This window comes from Streptomyces sp. SudanB52_2052 (genome assembly GCF_964272415.1).
Taxonomy (GTDB): domain Bacteria; phylum Actinomycetota; class Actinomycetes; order Streptomycetales; family Streptomycetaceae; genus Streptomyces; species Streptomyces olindensis.
Genome location: NZ_OZ186796.1, coordinates 210299 through 223778, shown reverse-complemented (window position 1 = coordinate 223778; position 13480 = coordinate 210299). Strand labels below are relative to the sequence as shown.

17 protein-coding genes are annotated in these 13480 nt (G+C 72.6%); 10 read left to right on the top strand and 7 right to left on the bottom strand.

Annotated elements, in window-relative coordinates; translation table 11 throughout:
• Position 1: 1 nt before the first annotated feature.
• Positions 2–1045 carry a transferase gene (locus ACSUPV_RS01105; protein ID WP_436946726.1) on the top strand — a complete coding sequence of 348 codons (1044 nt, stop codon included), beginning with the start codon at positions 2–4 and terminating at the stop codon, positions 1043–1045.
• A gap of 160 nt (positions 1046–1205) precedes the next feature.
• Entirely contained in the window at positions 1206–1868 is a 663-nt protein-coding gene (locus tag ACSUPV_RS01100) for a YceI family protein (protein ID WP_031118474.1), read from the top strand.
• Positions 1869–1882: 14 nt separating this feature from the next.
• Here the strand turns inward: ACSUPV_RS01100 and ACSUPV_RS01095 are convergent, their stop codons facing one another.
• The 5 genes from ACSUPV_RS01095 to ACSUPV_RS01075 form a co-directional block, all read right to left on the bottom strand.
• Positions 1883–2380 carry a hypothetical protein gene (locus tag ACSUPV_RS01095; RefSeq protein ID WP_031118475.1) on the bottom strand — a complete coding sequence of 166 codons (498 nt, stop codon included), beginning with the start codon at positions 2378–2380 and terminating at the stop codon, positions 1883–1885.
• Between the two features lie 77 nt (positions 2381–2457).
• Positions 2458–3468: an MASE1 domain-containing protein gene (locus tag ACSUPV_RS01090; RefSeq protein WP_359793661.1), complete on the bottom strand. Its 1011-nt coding sequence runs from the start codon at positions 3466–3468 to the stop codon at positions 2458–2460.
• 50 nt (positions 3469–3518) lie between these two features.
• Positions 3519–4349: a PP2C family protein-serine/threonine phosphatase gene (locus tag ACSUPV_RS01085; RefSeq protein ID WP_031118477.1), complete on the bottom strand. Its 831-nt coding sequence runs from the start codon at positions 4347–4349 to the stop codon at positions 3519–3521.
• A 106-nt stretch (positions 4350–4455) separates the two neighbouring features.
• Positions 4456–5064, bottom strand: a complete 609-nt coding sequence (locus ACSUPV_RS01080) for a hypothetical protein (RefSeq protein ID WP_382608331.1) — start codon at positions 5062–5064, stop codon at positions 4456–4458.
• Between the two features lie 19 nt (positions 5065–5083).
• The gene (locus tag ACSUPV_RS01075) at positions 5084–6082 is read right to left on the bottom strand and encodes an inorganic phosphate transporter (RefSeq protein ID WP_031118479.1); all 999 of its coding nucleotides are present in this window, start codon (positions 6080–6082) and stop codon (positions 5084–5086) included.
• Positions 6083–6243: 161 nt separating this feature from the next.
• Between ACSUPV_RS01075 and ACSUPV_RS01070 the strand changes: the two genes are divergently transcribed.
• The 5 genes from ACSUPV_RS01070 to ACSUPV_RS01050 all read left to right on the top strand — a co-directional run bounded on the left by ACSUPV_RS01070 (position 6244) and on the right by ACSUPV_RS01050 (position 10717).
• Positions 6244–6843: a DUF998 domain-containing protein gene (locus tag ACSUPV_RS01070; protein WP_359794947.1), complete on the top strand. Its 600-nt coding sequence runs from the start codon at positions 6244–6246 to the stop codon at positions 6841–6843.
• Between the two features lie 73 nt (positions 6844–6916).
• Entirely contained in the window at positions 6917–9067 is a 2151-nt protein-coding gene (gene tap / locus ACSUPV_RS01065) for a telomere-associated protein Tap (RefSeq protein WP_382608328.1), read from the top strand.
• Positions 9068–9077: 10 nt separating this feature from the next.
• Positions 9078–9632, top strand: coding sequence for a telomere-protecting terminal protein Tpg (gene tpg / locus ACSUPV_RS01060; protein ID WP_031118482.1), 555 nt, complete (start codon positions 9078–9080; stop codon positions 9630–9632).
• 300 nt (positions 9633–9932) lie between these two features.
• Positions 9933–10385 (top strand): terpene synthase family protein, encoded by a 453-nt coding sequence (locus ACSUPV_RS01055; RefSeq protein ID WP_436946725.1) that lies wholly within the window; start codon positions 9933–9935, stop codon positions 10383–10385.
• 32 nt (positions 10386–10417) lie between these two features.
• Complete coding sequence (locus ACSUPV_RS01050; RefSeq protein ID WP_436946724.1) at positions 10418–10717, top strand: hypothetical protein; 300 nt, start codon at positions 10418–10420, stop codon at positions 10715–10717.
• Positions 10718–10723: 6 nt separating this feature from the next.
• On the opposite strand, the gene ACSUPV_RS01045 is transcribed toward ACSUPV_RS01050, so the two are convergent.
• Both ACSUPV_RS01045 and ACSUPV_RS01040 read right to left on the bottom strand, forming a co-directional pair.
• A complete protein-coding gene (locus ACSUPV_RS01045; protein ID WP_436946723.1) occupies positions 10724–11038 on the bottom strand; it encodes a DinB family protein in 315 nt (104 codons plus the stop codon).
• A 131-nt stretch (positions 11039–11169) separates the two neighbouring features.
• Positions 11170–11592 carry an arsenate reductase ArsC gene (locus ACSUPV_RS01040; RefSeq protein ID WP_031118484.1) on the bottom strand — a complete coding sequence of 141 codons (423 nt, stop codon included), beginning with the start codon at positions 11590–11592 and terminating at the stop codon, positions 11170–11172.
• An 89-nt stretch (positions 11593–11681) separates the two neighbouring features.
• On the opposite strand from ACSUPV_RS01040, the gene ACSUPV_RS01035 reads away from it, so the two are divergent.
• The 3 genes from ACSUPV_RS01035 to ACSUPV_RS01025 all read left to right on the top strand — a co-directional run bounded on the left by ACSUPV_RS01035 (position 11682) and on the right by ACSUPV_RS01025 (position 13475).
• Entirely contained in the window at positions 11682–11990 is a 309-nt protein-coding gene (locus tag ACSUPV_RS01035; RefSeq protein ID WP_031118485.1) for an ArsR/SmtB family transcription factor, read from the top strand.
• Positions 11987–13066 (top strand): ACR3 family arsenite efflux transporter, encoded by a 1080-nt coding sequence (gene arsB, locus ACSUPV_RS01030; protein WP_037761109.1) that lies wholly within the window; start codon positions 11987–11989, stop codon positions 13064–13066. The genes ACSUPV_RS01035 and arsB overlap by 4 nt, the downstream gene beginning before the upstream one ends.
• A 103-nt stretch (positions 13067–13169) precedes the next feature.
• On the top strand, positions 13170–13475 hold the full coding sequence (locus tag ACSUPV_RS01025) for a PadR family transcriptional regulator (protein ID WP_031118487.1): 306 nt from the start codon (positions 13170–13172) through the stop codon (positions 13473–13475).
• The last annotated feature ends 5 nt before the right edge of the window (positions 13476–13480 follow it).

The following is a 13480-nucleotide window of genomic DNA, read 5'->3' as shown; positions in this document are numbered from 1 at the left end:
CATGAGCGCGCCGGAAGGCACGACGACGACGGCGAGCGCGCCGGAGCACACGACCACGACGACGAGCGCGCCGGAAGGCACCACGACGACGGCGAGCACGCCAGGACGCACGACCATGACGACGAGCGCGCCGGAAGGCACGACCACGACGGCGAGCACGCCAGGACGCACGACCATGACGACGACGAGCACGCCGGAAGGCACCACGATGGGCACGCCGCACGACATCCAGCCGCGCACCGACTGCGCGATCGACCCCGATGGCCGGATCACCTTCCGCCTCCCGTCGGTCCCCGCCGCCCGCCCCCGGCTGCTCCTGCGGCTGCGCCCCAAGAAGGGCCGCCCCGAGACGACCCGCCACCTCCTGGACCTGGCGCCGGACGCGACCGGGACCCACCTGCGCGCCGTACTGGAACCGGACCCGGTCCTCGCCGAAGGCCGCTGGGACGTCTACCTCCTGCCGGAACCGGAAGCCGAACGCCGGCGGCTGCGCCCCGGCCTGCGGGACCTGCGCGCCCTCGTCGACGGGCACCTGCGCGACCGGCCCGCACCGGTCGCCGTCCGGATCCCGTACGCCACGAAGGACGGCTTCCTCGCCCTGCGGGCCTGGCTGCGCACCGCCCACGCCGAGGCCCGCACCATCGACATCACGGACCGGGCGATGACGGTCACCGCCCGCCTGCACGGCGCCGGCCTCCAGGAGGACGCCACCGTGCGGCTGCGCCTGCGCGGCACCGACACCGTACGGTCCCTCCGCCCGCGGATCGACGACGACGCCCGGGGCTTCTCCTTCACCGCCGGCCCCGAGGACCTGGCGGCCGACGGCGAGGGCGCGGACCGGATCTGGGACGCCTTCGTCCGGCCCACCGCCGACGCGGCGCCCATCAGGATCGGCCGCCTGCTCGACGACGTGGCGGACCGCAAGCACGTGTACGTCTACCCGGCGGTCACCGGGAACGGATCCTCCCTGCGCCCCTACTACACCGTCGACAACGACCTCGCGATCGAAGAGAAGAAGCCTCATTCCCCGATATGCCCGACATGAAAATCCGTGGGGTTTCGGATGGTTATTCCGGTAGCGGAAAGCGACCGTCATGTGTGGATTCTGTGCAAAGCGGCGGCAAAAAGGTCAGGCGCTCGTTCTCAACAGCCTCAAAACGGAAGGGGACTTGCGGCAATAACCAAACTCAAGTACTAGATGAATCATGAACCTGTTCAACCGCGTCGTGTCGTCCCGCCGGCAGGCACCGACCGTCCCCCCACAGCGCCCCGGCGGTGCGCCGGCTTCCTCCACCGCCGTGCTGCCGGATCCCAGCCTGGTGAATCTCACCGGTGAATGGGTCGTCGACCCCGCGCACAGCAGGATCGGCTTCTCCGTCCGGCACGCCATGGTGACCACCGTGCGCGGCTGTTTCCTGGAGTACGAAAGCCGGCTCTACTTCGACGCGCACGACCCCACCCGGTCGCGGGCCGACATCACCCTGTTCACCTCCAGCGTCGACACCGGAGTGGAACAGCGTGACGCCCATCTGGTCGGCCGCGACTTCCTCGACGCGGCCACCTATCCGCGGATGCGCTTCACCAGCACCGCGGTGGAACACACGGGCACCGACCTGTACCGCATGTCGGGGGAGCTCACCATCAAAGGAATATCCCGCCCCGTCGTACTGGACATGACCTATATCGGGCACGTCACCGACCCGTTCGGTTACGACCGGGTCGGTTTCGACGGCACCACCACCATCAACCGCTCCGACTGGGGCCTGACCTACAACAGCAGGCTGGCCGAGGGAGGCGCGATGGTCAGTGAGAAGGTGCGCCTCCAGCTCGACATCGCCGCCATCCGCATGGCACCGTCCCCCGGCTGACCGCCGCGGGCGCTTCAGGACATGGTCTCGGCCCGGGACACGACTCGGAACGTCGCCGGGCCGACCGTGAGCACCCCGTCGCTCAGGGGCGTGCACCGCACACCGCCCCGGCCGCGCAGGGCCCGGTGAGCGCCGGGGCCGATGGTGACGTCCATCCAGGCGCAGGGCCGGGCGGGGCGGTTCACGGCGAACTCCACCGGCCCGGTGCCGCAGTCGAGGGCGATCGTCGCGCCGACGTACGCGTCGATGTCGACGCCCCTGAGCAGGACGTTCCGGCGGGTGTGCCGGAGGTCGGCGCCCGGAGGAAGCCCCTCCGCGGCCATCAGGGTGACGGCCGCGTTCCGGTGGGCGGGCCGGGCGTGGTAGCGGTCGCCCACGAGGCCCAGGGTCCGGCGTACCTCCACCCGGGTGACGCGCTCGTCGGACGGGCCGGGGGAGGGGCCGTCCGACGGCCGTCCGGCCAGCCGGTGCGAGGGCGACACCAGTAGTTCCAGCACCTCCACCTCGGTCATGGCACCACCCTACGACGCGGTGACCGCGCCGGGCCGTGCGCCCGTCGGCCCGGGCGGGCGTGGGACACCCGGGCCCGTCACTCGTCCTGCCTCCGGCCGATGCTCTCGTCCTGCAACGGGGTCCGGCCGTCCGCCGCCTCGCCCGCGGTCAGGTGCTCCAGCACCTCGACCAGCTCCTGGCACGCCCGTTCCACGGAACGCCGGGTGTTGATCTGCTCGGTGATCACGGCTGAAAGGATCAGGGCGGTCAGGGCCATCGCCCCGTTGAAGGCCTGCAGCTTGATCATCACCTCCACCCTGGTCAGCCGTTCGAAGGGCCCGGACCGGTCGGTCGCCGCCACCGTCGCCATGACCGAGGCGAACAGGGCGCACAGCATGCTGCCCGCCAGCTGGAAACGCAGCGCCGCCCAGATCAGCAGGGGATAGACGAGGAACAGCAGGCTGACCGTGCTGTGCGCGGCCAGCGGGACGACACAGCACGCGATCAGCGCCAGGCCCGACGCCTCCTTCCAGCGGGACAGCCGCAGCGGCAGGCGCACCCGGTACAGCAGGAGCAGGACCGGCGTGACGATCAGGACGCCCATCGCGTCACCCACCCACCAGGCCAGCCACACCGCCCAGAAGCTCGGCCAGTCGAGCCGGCCCGTGGCGATCAGGAGGCCGGCGCCCACGGTCGCGCTGATCAGCATGGCGGTGAACGCGCCCAGGAACACCAGGGCCAGACCGTCCCGCAGACGCGCCAGGTCGGTACGGAAGCCGGCCCGGCGCAACAGCAGGTAGCCGACGATCGGCGCGGCCGTGTTGCCGGCCAGGACGCCGACCGCCGAGGGGCTCAGGGAGGTGAGGGACAGGATGACGAGGAGGGCGCCCAGGGCGATTCCCGGCCAGCAGCGCAGCCCGAAGACCAGCAGGAAGGCGACCGAGACGCCGGTGGGAGGCCAGATGGGCGTGACGACCGCGCCCTCGACGACCAGTTCCCGCAACAGGCCCAGCTGCCCCGAGACGTAATAGCAGGCGGCGACGGCCAGCGTCTGCAGAGCGAGGACGACCGGCGTTCGCAGATCCTGGCTACCCACCACAGCAGCCATGAGACACCGGGGCCGCCGCGTCGGCGAGGTGAGAGCGGGGCCCTGCGCCCCTATGGCTGAGCCTCGGGTCCGTCGAGGCCGACCACCAGGACGGCGGCGTCGTCGTCGTGCCCGACGCGCTCGGCGCCCTTGATGACGGCGGCCGCGAGCGCGTCCACGTCCGTGCCCGCCACCGCCGCGATGCCCGCGAGCCGGATCACCTGGTCCAGGCCCTCCTCGAGCCGCATCGACGGCCCCTCCACGACGCCGTCCGTGAGCAGGACGAACACGCCGCCCGTGGTGAGCTCGTGGCGGGTCACCGGGTACGGCGTCCCGGCCTGGATCCCCAGGGGCGGGCCGCCCTCGTCGTCGGTGACGCCGGACTTCCCGTCGGCCGTGGCCCAGACGCAGGGCAGATGCCCCGCCCGCGCGCTCTCCAGAACGCCGGCGCACGGGTCGAGCCGCATGTAGGTGCACGTGGCGAACAGGTCGGAGCCCAGCGACAGCAGCAGGTCGTTGGTCCGGGCCAGGACCTCGCCCGGCTCGCTGGTGACGGAGGCCAGGGCCCGCAGTCCCGCCCGCACCTGTCCCATGAAGGCGGCCGCCTCGATGTTGTGGCCCTGGACGTCACCGATGGACAGGCCGATCCGGCCGTCGCCGAGGGTGAAGGCGTCGTACCAGTCGCCGCCCACGTTGAGGCCCTGGCAGGCGGGCGTGTACCGCACGGCCAGATGCAGCCGCCGGGCGACGGGCAGGTCCCGGGGGAGCATGCCGCGCTGCAGCGCGATGGCCAGCTCCAGGCGGGACCGCTGCATCTCGGCCTGGGCGCGCGCCTGAGCCGTCAGGGCCCCGAGCCTGGTCAGCAGCTCGTCGCCGTCGTCCGTCGTGCCGGTGCGGAACATGGATCACTCCGGCGAGGATGGCCACGGTCGGTGACCTGATCCCCGAAGGCAAATCAACCGATTTACGTCCATAGGATGATACTCAGCGGGAGGTGTCGGCGACGACTCACGCGGGCCGCTCGCAGCGGCCCTCGGCCCGCGCCGCGCCGCCCCGGGCGTCCGCCACGGCCTGCCGCAGCAGCCGACAGAGCCGCTCGTCGGCGTCGGGCACGGCGCACAGCACCCGGAGCGCGTGCTCGAGGCGCCGGCGCCCCGGTCCGCGCCACCACAGCAGATCGGCGACGCGACCCGGCAGCCCGCCCCCAGGGGCCTGGGCGAGCCTCTCGGCCCGGCGTCGGCACGCACGGCTCTCCCGCGCCAGCCGCCGCGACGCGGGCCGCGTCGCACGGGCCGCGTCCACGACCGCGCCGACGAGCAGCGGCGCGTAGGGCCGGCCCTCGGGACGGGCGTCGGCGAGGTCGGCGGCCAGCGGCCACAGGGCGAGCCGGGCGTCGTCCGTGACGCTGTCGTTGACCGCCCGGGCCAGCGCCGCGAGCGCCGGATGCGTACCCGCAGGGCTGTCGGTGAACCGGCCGGTGGCCAGCAGGGCGGCGGCCTCCATCAGGCAGGCACCGTCGTCGGGGTGCAGATGGGCGAAGCGCCCGGGCATCGGAAGCCCGTCCGGAGCGACGGCACCGGACCGCTCGGGCGGCCGACGCGGAGGGAAGGCGATCATGGACGGCCTCCGGCTGGGTTCACAGGCCGGTGACGGCGTGCAGGAACAGGTACATCGCGGCGGCGGGGATCCCGGCTCCGGGGAACGTGAGGATCCAGGCGGTGACGATGGAACGGGCCACCTGCCAGCGTACGGCCGAGGCGCGCTTCGTGGCACCCGCGCCCAGGATCGCCGCGGTGATCGTCTGCGTGGTGGAGATGGGCGCCTTCACCAGGAACGCGGTGGTGTAGAGGACGGCCGCGGCGGCGGTCTCGGCGGCGAACCCGCGCGGCGGGTCGAGATGCACGATGCGCCGCCCGAGGGTGGTGATGATGCGGCGCCCTCCGCTGTAGGTGCCGGCGGCCATCGCGGCCGCCACGGCGACGATCACCCACACCGGCACGGAGAAGTCGTCCTGCCACCCCGCCGTGACCAGGGCGAGCACGATGACGCCCATGGTCTTCTGCGCGTCCTGCAGCCCGTGGCCCAGCCCCATGCCGGCGGCGGAGACCGTCTGCGCCATGCGGAAGCGGCGCGTCGTGGCGCGGGGCATGGCACGGCGGAAGGTCCACAGGATGAGCGTGTGCAGCGTGTACCCGAGAACCACGCCGACCAGCGGGGACAACAGCATCGGCAGCAGGACCTTGTCCACGATGCCGGACCAGTGCACGGTGGCGGAGGCGGCGAGCGCGGCACCGACCAGTCCGCCGATCAGGGCGTGCGAGGACGAGGTCGGCAGGCCCCGCCACCAGGTGAAGACGTTCCAGCCGATGGCGCCGATGAGCGCGCACAGGACCAGCAGCAGACCCGACATCTCCTCGGGCGCGCCGATGATGCCGCTGCCGACGGTCTGGGCGACGCCGGTGCCCAGGAAGGCGCCGCAGAAGTTCATCACCGCGGCCATGGCCAGCGCCACCCGCGGGGTCAGCGCCCGGGTGGAGATCGAGGTGGCGATCGCGTTCGCGGCGTCGTGGAAGCCGTTGGTGAAGTCGAACGTCAGCCCCACGATGATGATGAGCACCACCAGGGTGAGCTCCATGACCGGTCACCTTTCGCCGCCCGCTCGCACGGTTCCATCGTGCGCCCCCGCGGCCGGACGGGGGCCGGCGACTACGCCACGCGGGGCGAACCCGTGCCGGGACCCCGGCGAGCGACCCGCACGGACAACCAGGAGACAATGCCCCGCTTTACGGTGTCCTGGTGCGATCTGTTCCTCTCTGGGCCCTGGTGTCGTCGGGGTGTGCGCCTGTCGTGCTGATCATGGGCTGGCTGGTGGCCGCGTCCTTACAAGGCTCGGCCTACGACCCGGCCGCCCAGACGATCAGCGTCCTGGCGGCCCCCGGAGGCTCGGGCTACTGGGTGATGACCGCCGCGTTCATCGCCCTGGGCGTCTGCCATCTGGTCACCGCCTGGGGGCTGCGCCCGGCCGCGCCCGCCGGACGGGTGGCCCTCGCGGCCGGCGGCGGATCGGCGCTGGCGGTGGCCCTGGTCCCGGCACCGAGCAGCGGAGGCTCCCTCAGCCACGGCTCGGTCGCCGCCGTCGGCTTCGTCCTGCTGGCGGCCTGGCCCGTCCTGGCTTCCCGGAGCGGTGACACCGTGCCCTGGGCCCTGCGGCCCCTGCCCGCCCTCGGAGCGACCGCCGTGATGGCCCTGGGCGCGGCGTGGTTCCTGATCGAGCTGCACCAGCGGGGCGCCGCGGGTGCGGCCGAGCGCGCCGTGACGACGATCCAGTCGGTCTGGCCGTTCGTGGTCGTCCTCTCCTGCTTCCAACGATCGGCCCGCGAGGGCTATCCAGTATGAGCGTGCGCTCCACGTGCGTGTTTCGTACGCGATACGTGCGCCCCGCGATACGGTGCCGGACAGGAGGTACTGCATGTCCGAGCTGTTCGACGCGGTCGACGCGCTGGTCGCTTCCCGTTCCCCCCTGCCGCCGCCGGCGGAGCGCAAGCGCCTGCGGCAGGCGCACGGGCTGACGCTCGACGAGGTGGCCACGGCCCTGCGGGTGCGGCGCGCGACGCTCAGCGGCTGGGAAGCCGGCAGGACCGAACCGCGCCCGCCGGAGCGTGACGCGTACGCCCGCCTGCTGGAACAGCTGGCCCGGCTCTACCCCGCCGACCCCGACGCGACCGCTCCCGCACCCGACACGACCCCCACGGCCCCCGACACACAGGCCGCCCCACCCGAACGGGAGCAGGCGGCGGTGCCCGGGGCGCGCCCGTCCGTCCCGACACCGGCGACGCGGCGCCGGGACGCCGGGCGGACGGCACGGCCGAGCCCCCCGCCGTCCGGCACCGACCGGTTCGCGAACGGGCCGCTGCTCGTCCTCGACGCGGACGCCGAGCGACGGGTGACCGGTTACGGCGTCGGCGGCCTCGTCCTGGACGTCCCCGCCAAGTCGCTGCCCGCCCTGGTCGAATGGGCACTGACCGAAGCGCGACTGGGAGCCCCGCGGCTGCACGGCAGCGGCAAGGACGCCGACCCGCTGCTGGTGCTCACCGCATCCGCGCTGGAGCGCTACGGCCTCCCCGTGCGCCTGTCGGAGCCGGAGCGGCTCGCCGGGCGGCTCCCGGACGGGCACAAGGCCGTCAAGCAGCTCCACAGGGCCGACTGGCAGCTGACCCAGCGCGGCTTCGGTCCCTGGGCGCGGGTCTACCGTCCCGCGGAGGGTCGTCTGCGGCAGTGCGTGCAGTTGTGCGTCCCCTCCTGGAACGCGCTCGACCCGCGCACCTGGGGCGGGGCCGCACAGCTCGAACCGGCGGAACTGGCCCGGGTGCTGGGCGCCTATGCGGTGCGGGTGCTCACGCCACGGGGCTCGGCGGCCGTCACAGGCCTGGAGCTGATGACGGCGACGAACCCGCCGACACGTGCGGGCGAGCCGGACGAGTCCGGCCGGCGGCACAAGGAGCACCGGCCCGGCTCGCTCGGGGAGCGGCCGATCGACTGCGCCCCGTGCGAAGCTCCCGACGGCCATCCGCTGCTCGCGCACCTGCCCCGCTTCCACCAGCGCGGCCCGGAGGAGATGCTGCTGGAGGAGGCCTACGACTGGGCGCGGCGGCTGACCGACGACGAGTGCATGCGGCGCTACCTGGTCGGCATCGACGTCAACCTCGCGTTCGGGGCCGCGGCCAACGGCGCGGTGGTGGGCCTGGCCGCCCCGCCCGTGCACGTCCGCCGCCCCTCCTTCGACGCGGCGCTGCCGGGGTCCTGGCTCGTCGACCTCTCCCACGTCGACCTCTCGCGGGTACTGGTGGGCAAGCGACGGCAGCAGGTGCGGGGCGATCTGCTGCCCAACCCGTTCACCCCGACGGGCGAGCCCCCCTCGGGCCCGGCCTGGTACGCGACGCCGACGGTGGCCTACGCGGTGGAGCTGGGCTACGACGTCGCACCCGTCGAGGCCTGGGTCCGCGAGGAGAAGGGCAGGTTCCTCGACGGCTGGTACAAGCGGCTGCGCGACGCCTACGTCGAGACGATGAGCGACCTGGGCGTGGGCGAGAAACTGCCGCCCGCCCAGTTCCTTCAGGCCATGGACGGCTACCGGCAGCGGGATCCCGAGATGGCGATGGTCCTGGACGCGGTCAAGTCGACGGTGAAGGGCGGTATCGGCAAGCTCCGGGAGCGGGCGCGCGGCGGCGGCTGGAAGCCGGGGCAGCCCTGGCCGGCCCTGTCCCGGCCGACCTGGCGCCCCGACATCCGCGCCACCGTCATCTCCCGGGCCCGCGTCAACATGCACCGCAAGATGCTCAACCTGGCCGCCGCGACCGGCCGTTACCCGGTGGCGGTACTCTCCGACTGCGCCGTCTACGCCGCTGACGGCCCGTCCCCGCTGGACGTGCTGCCCTACGGCGCCGACGGCAGGACGGTCCCCGGTTCCTTCCGGATCGGGGTGTCGCCCGGCATGGTCAAGCACGAGGGCACCCAGACCACGCTGTGGGCGGAGGAAGTGCGCGAGAAGTACGGCCAGGACCTCAATCTCGCGCGCTACATCAAGACGGGCGAGGTCGCCGCCGGGGACGACGGAGAGTAGAGGAGGACCGGTGGACAGGGTCGGCGACGGTCTGGACGCCGCGCTGCGGAAGGCGTTCACACGCCCGCTCCCGCGCAGCGCCGGGGCGCGGATGCGGTTCCTGGTGAGGCAGTTGAAGGGCACCGGGCCGGTGGCGGAACTGCTCGGCGTCACCCGGCGTACGGTCGAGCGGTACGTCAGGGACCAGATCAGACACCCCCGCCCCGAGCTGGCGCAACGCCTGGAACGCGAGGTGGTCAGGCGGTGGCAGCCCAGAGTCAGGGCCCAGGCCAGACGGACCGCCGCCACCACGGCCGGCATCGTCATCGACACCCGGGCCCGCTTCGGCTACACCGCCGCCCCCGGCACCACCGACGACGCCCGCCTGCGCCACCTCACCGTGGCCCTGCCCCCCGAGTACGCCGCCCGCCTGTTCGACACGCAGGAAGCCGGCGGCACGGAACAGCAACTGCGGGACATCGCGGCGGAGGGCCTCCAGGAGATCTACTTCAAGGACCACGGCCGCCGCGCCCAGGGCCTGCTGGTGGAGTTCACCGACGTGGAGCACCTCGAGTTCGACCTCTGAGAACCGGCGTTGCTCCGGCCGTGCGGCTCGGGCGGCAACAGCCCCCGCAGCCGCCCCGGGCGACGACGCACGCCTGCCGATGCGCCGACCGCGACGCATCGCCCGTCCGCACGGTCGCGTGCCGGCGACCGTCCCTGCTTCCCGCGCCCCTGGTGTGCGCCCCTGCGTTCCGCCGACTGTCGTCCGGTCGCTCGGGCCCCGTGTGCGGGGCCCGTTCGGCCCTGCGGGACGCTCGGAGATCACTGGAGGAAGCGGCATGGGGGCTGCCACCGCCGACCTGGGCTTGACCGAGCGGGTGGCATGCCGTTCGTGACGACCGACGCGGCATGCGTGATGTCCCGCTACTCGTACTGGTCGCTCCTCCTGGACGACCACCTCGACGCCCTCACCGCGGATCCCGCGGCGGCGATCGCCCTGGTCGGCGAAATCAACCGCGTCATGTACGAACCACTCGCCGTCCCCGTGCCCACGGAGCACCTCTGGCTCACGAGCCTGCGCGACCTGCGCGTCATGATGGAGGACCGCCTGGGCCCCGAGGCCATGAACACGGTGCGTTCGGAGAACGCCCACTGGCTCGGCGGCCAGTTGTGGAAGCTGGCGGCGTGGCACCGGGCCGAGCCCCCCGGCGTCGGCGAGTACCTGAGGCTGAGGTGGCCGAAGTGCGGCGGTGCGGTCCTCGCCGCCTACACCGCTCCGGGCGCCGGCTACTCGCTGCCCGCCGCCCACCACCTCGACCCCTCGCGGCCCTGCTGAAGGCCTGTGAACTCTACGAACGCGTCGTCCTGATGATGCTGCGCCTCCAGCAGGGTCTGCTCGCCGACCCCCGCCCCTCCGTCGCCCGGTACGCCGCCGAACTCCCTCAGTGGCTGTCCGCCGCCATCCACTTCACGGCCACCAGCGCCCGCTACCTCACCGAGCACAAGCCCGACCTCGCGGCGGTCCCCGAGGTGACCACCACCCCGACGCCGGTCCTCTGGGACCCCGACGACCTCACACCGCCCCCGTACCCGGACATCGCCTGGTGGTGGCACCTGCTCGACCGACCGAGCATTACCGACCGGTGGTCGACGGGAACCGAGCGGTGAGGCCGCTCACGCGAGGGGGTCGAGGACGAGACAGCCGTCCAGGCGGGACACCCGGCCGGTGTCCGGGTCGGACGGAAGGGCGTGGCCGAGATCGTTCGCGCGGACTTCGCCGATCCACTGGTCGTGCTGGTACTCGTGGTTGATGAGAGCGACGAACAGGTGCCGGGCGACGACGGTGAGCCGGCCCGGTGCGGCGACACGGCCGCCGGCGATGTCGTTCATCCGGGCGTGCACGCGCGCGGCGACGGTGTCGCGGAAGGCGGTGAGCCGCTCGATGGTCGGCAGCGCGCCGCGGAACGTCTCGGGCCGCGCCGAGTCCATGAGCCCGTCGAGCTCGGGGTCGGGGCTCGGCTCGGGTCACCGGCGCGATCCGGGACGTCGACGGCGGCGTCATGGCCGGACGCGACTGACCGCGTACTCCCTCGGGGCCGGGGAGGGGACGCCCGGCGCGGTCAGGCGCCCCGCTGGGCGTCGATCTCGGCGATCAGCGCCTCGATGCGGGCCCTGATCTCGTCGCGGATCGGGCGGACGGCCTCCACGCCCTTGCCCGCCGGGTCCTCCAGGGCCCAGTCGAGGTACTTCTTGCCGGGGAAGATCGGGCAGGCGTCGCCGCAGCCCATGGTGATGACGTAGTCGGACGCCTGGACGGCCTCCGTGGTCAGGATCTTCGGCTCGGCCGCGGAGATGTCGATGCCGACTTCACGCATGGCCTCCACCGCTGAGGGATTGACCCGGTCGCCCGGGACCGAACCGGCGGAGCGGACCTCGACCCGGTCGCCCGCGAGATGGCCGAGGAATCCGGCGGCCATCTGGGAGCGTCCGGCGTTGTGGACGCACACGAACAGCACGGAGGCGAGCGGGCTGGAGGAGGACATCGGTTCATCCTTCGTGACAGCGAGACGAGCGGTTCGATCAAGTCAGCCCCGGCTGTTATCAGCCCTGGATGATGTGACACTATCAGCCCATGATGACGTCAGTCGACACTGACCTGATCCGGGTGCTCGCCGACCCGCTCAGGCTCCGGATCGTGACCCTGCTCGCCAAAGAGACGCTGTGCACCACCCACCTGGTGGAGGAGACCGGCGCGAGGCAGACCAACCTCTCCAACCACCTGAGAGTGCTGCGCGAGGCCGGGGTCGTCGAGACCGAGCCCTGCGGCCGCTACACGTACTACAAGCTGCGCCCGGACGTCATCGCCCAACTCGCCGAACAACTCGGGGACCTGGCCGAGGCCGCCCGTGCCGCCGCCGACACCAAGAGGGCCTGCTCGTGACCCGCACCGAAGCGACCGCGACCACCGAGGAGTCCTCGATCGTCGCGAAGCTGTCGACCCTCGACCGCTTCCTCGCCGTCTGGATCCTCCTCGCCATGGCCCTGGGACTGGGCCTCGGGCGCGCCGTCCCCGGCCTCGACGACGCCCTGGCCGCGGTCGAGGTCGGCGGGATCTCCCTCCCGATCGCCGTCGGCCTGCTGATCATGATGTACCCGGTCCTCGCCAAGGTCCGCTACGACCGACTCGACGCGGTCACCGGCGACAAGAAGCTGATGGTCTCGTCGCTCGTCGTCAACTGGCTGATCGGCCCGGCGGTGATGTTCGCGCTGGCGTGGATCTTCCTGCCGGACCTGCCCGAGTACCGCACCGGCCTGATCATCGTCGGCCTGGCCCGCTGCATCGCCATGGTCATCATCTGGAACGACCTGGCCCGCGGCGACCGCGAGGCCGCCGCCGTCCTGGTGGCGCTGAACTCGCTCTTCCAGGTCCTCGCGTTCGGCGTGCTCGGCTGGTTCTACCTGGACCTGCTGCCCGGCCGGCTGAACCTGGGCGACGGTGAGCACCTCGACATCTCCATGGGGAAGATCGCCCTGAACGTCGTCGTCTTCCTCGGCGTCCCGCTGCTCGCCGGGTTCCTCACCCGCCGCGTCGGCGAACGGAAACTGGGCCGCGAGACGTACGAGACCGGCTTCCTGCCGAAGATCGGCCCGTGGGCGCTGTACGGCCTCCTGTTCACGATCGTCGTCCTCTTCGCCCTGCAGGGGAGGACGATCACCTCGCAGCCGCTGGACGTGGCCCGCATCGCCCTGCCGCTGCTGGTCTACTTCGCGCTGATGTGGTTCGGCACGTTCGCCCTCGGCAAGGCGATCGGCCTGGCCTACGACCGCACCGCCACGCTCGCCTTCACGGCCGCGGGCAACAACTTCGAACTGGCCATCGCGGTCGCCATCGCCACCTTCGGCGTCACCTCCGGCCAGGCCCTCTCCGGAGTCGTCGGCCCGCTGATCGAGGTGCCGGTCCTGGTGGCGCTGGTGTACGTGTCACTGGCCTGGCGTCGGAAGTTCGCCCGCGCCTAGTACGGGCGCGGGACCGCGCCCCTCCCCGGACGCCCCGGCCCGGCTAGGATCGGTTCCCGATATCGGTCGCGTCAGTGTCCGGCGGGCACGGAGGTGGGTCGGGGTGCGGGAGTTCCAGCGGGGCGCGGTGCGGCTGCACATCCTCCACCACGCGGCCGAGGAGGAGATCCACGGAGCGTGGATGTCCGAGGAGTTGGCCTCGCACGGCTACCGGATCAGCCCCGGCACCCTGTACCCGACCCTGCACCGGCTGGAGGCGGACGGGCTGCTGGTCTCCGAGCAGCGGGTGGTCGACGGCCGTACCCGGCGCGTCTACAGGGCGACGGACGCCGGGAGGCAGGCCCTCGCCGAGGACCGCCGGGCACTGAGGGAGCTCGCCCGCGAACTCCTCGGCGACGAGGCCCCGTAGCGGGC

Coding starts and splice junctions, on each gene's coding strand:
- ACSUPV_RS01100 (WP_031118474.1), top strand. CDS start 1,206: ATGAACCTGTTCAACCGCGTCGTGTCGTCCCGCCGGCAGGCACCGACC.
- ACSUPV_RS01055 (WP_436946725.1), top strand. CDS start 9,933: ATGCCGTTCGTGACGACCGACGCGGCATGCGTGATGTCCCGCTACTCG.
- ACSUPV_RS01075 (WP_031118479.1), bottom strand. CDS start 6,082: ATGGAGCTCACCCTGGTGGTGCTCATCATCATCGTGGGGCTGACGTTC.
- ACSUPV_RS01090 (WP_359793661.1), bottom strand. CDS start 3,468: ATGGCTGCTGTGGTGGGTAGCCAGGATCTGCGAACGCCGGTCGTCCTC.
- ACSUPV_RS01105 (WP_436946726.1), top strand. CDS start 2: ATGAGCGCGCCGGAAGGCACGACGACGACGGCGAGCGCGCCGGAGCAC.
- ACSUPV_RS01080 (WP_382608331.1), bottom strand. CDS start 5,064: ATGATCGCCTTCCCTCCGCGTCGGCCGCCCGAGCGGTCCGGTGCCGTC.
- ACSUPV_RS01045 (WP_436946723.1), bottom strand. CDS start 11,038: ATGGACTCGGCGCGGCCCGAGACGTTCCGCGGCGCGCTGCCGACCATC.
- tap (WP_382608328.1), top strand. CDS start 6,917: ATGTCCGAGCTGTTCGACGCGGTCGACGCGCTGGTCGCTTCCCGTTCC.
- ACSUPV_RS01040 (WP_031118484.1), bottom strand. CDS start 11,592: ATGTCCTCCTCCAGCCCGCTCGCCTCCGTGCTGTTCGTGTGCGTCCAC.
- ACSUPV_RS01035 (WP_031118485.1), top strand. CDS start 11,682: ATGATGACGTCAGTCGACACTGACCTGATCCGGGTGCTCGCCGACCCG.
- ACSUPV_RS01095 (WP_031118475.1), bottom strand. CDS start 2,380: ATGACCGAGGTGGAGGTGCTGGAACTACTGGTGTCGCCCTCGCACCGG.
- ACSUPV_RS01050 (WP_436946724.1), top strand. CDS start 10,418: ATGATGCTGCGCCTCCAGCAGGGTCTGCTCGCCGACCCCCGCCCCTCC.
- ACSUPV_RS01085 (WP_031118477.1), bottom strand. CDS start 4,349: ATGTTCCGCACCGGCACGACGGACGACGGCGACGAGCTGCTGACCAGG.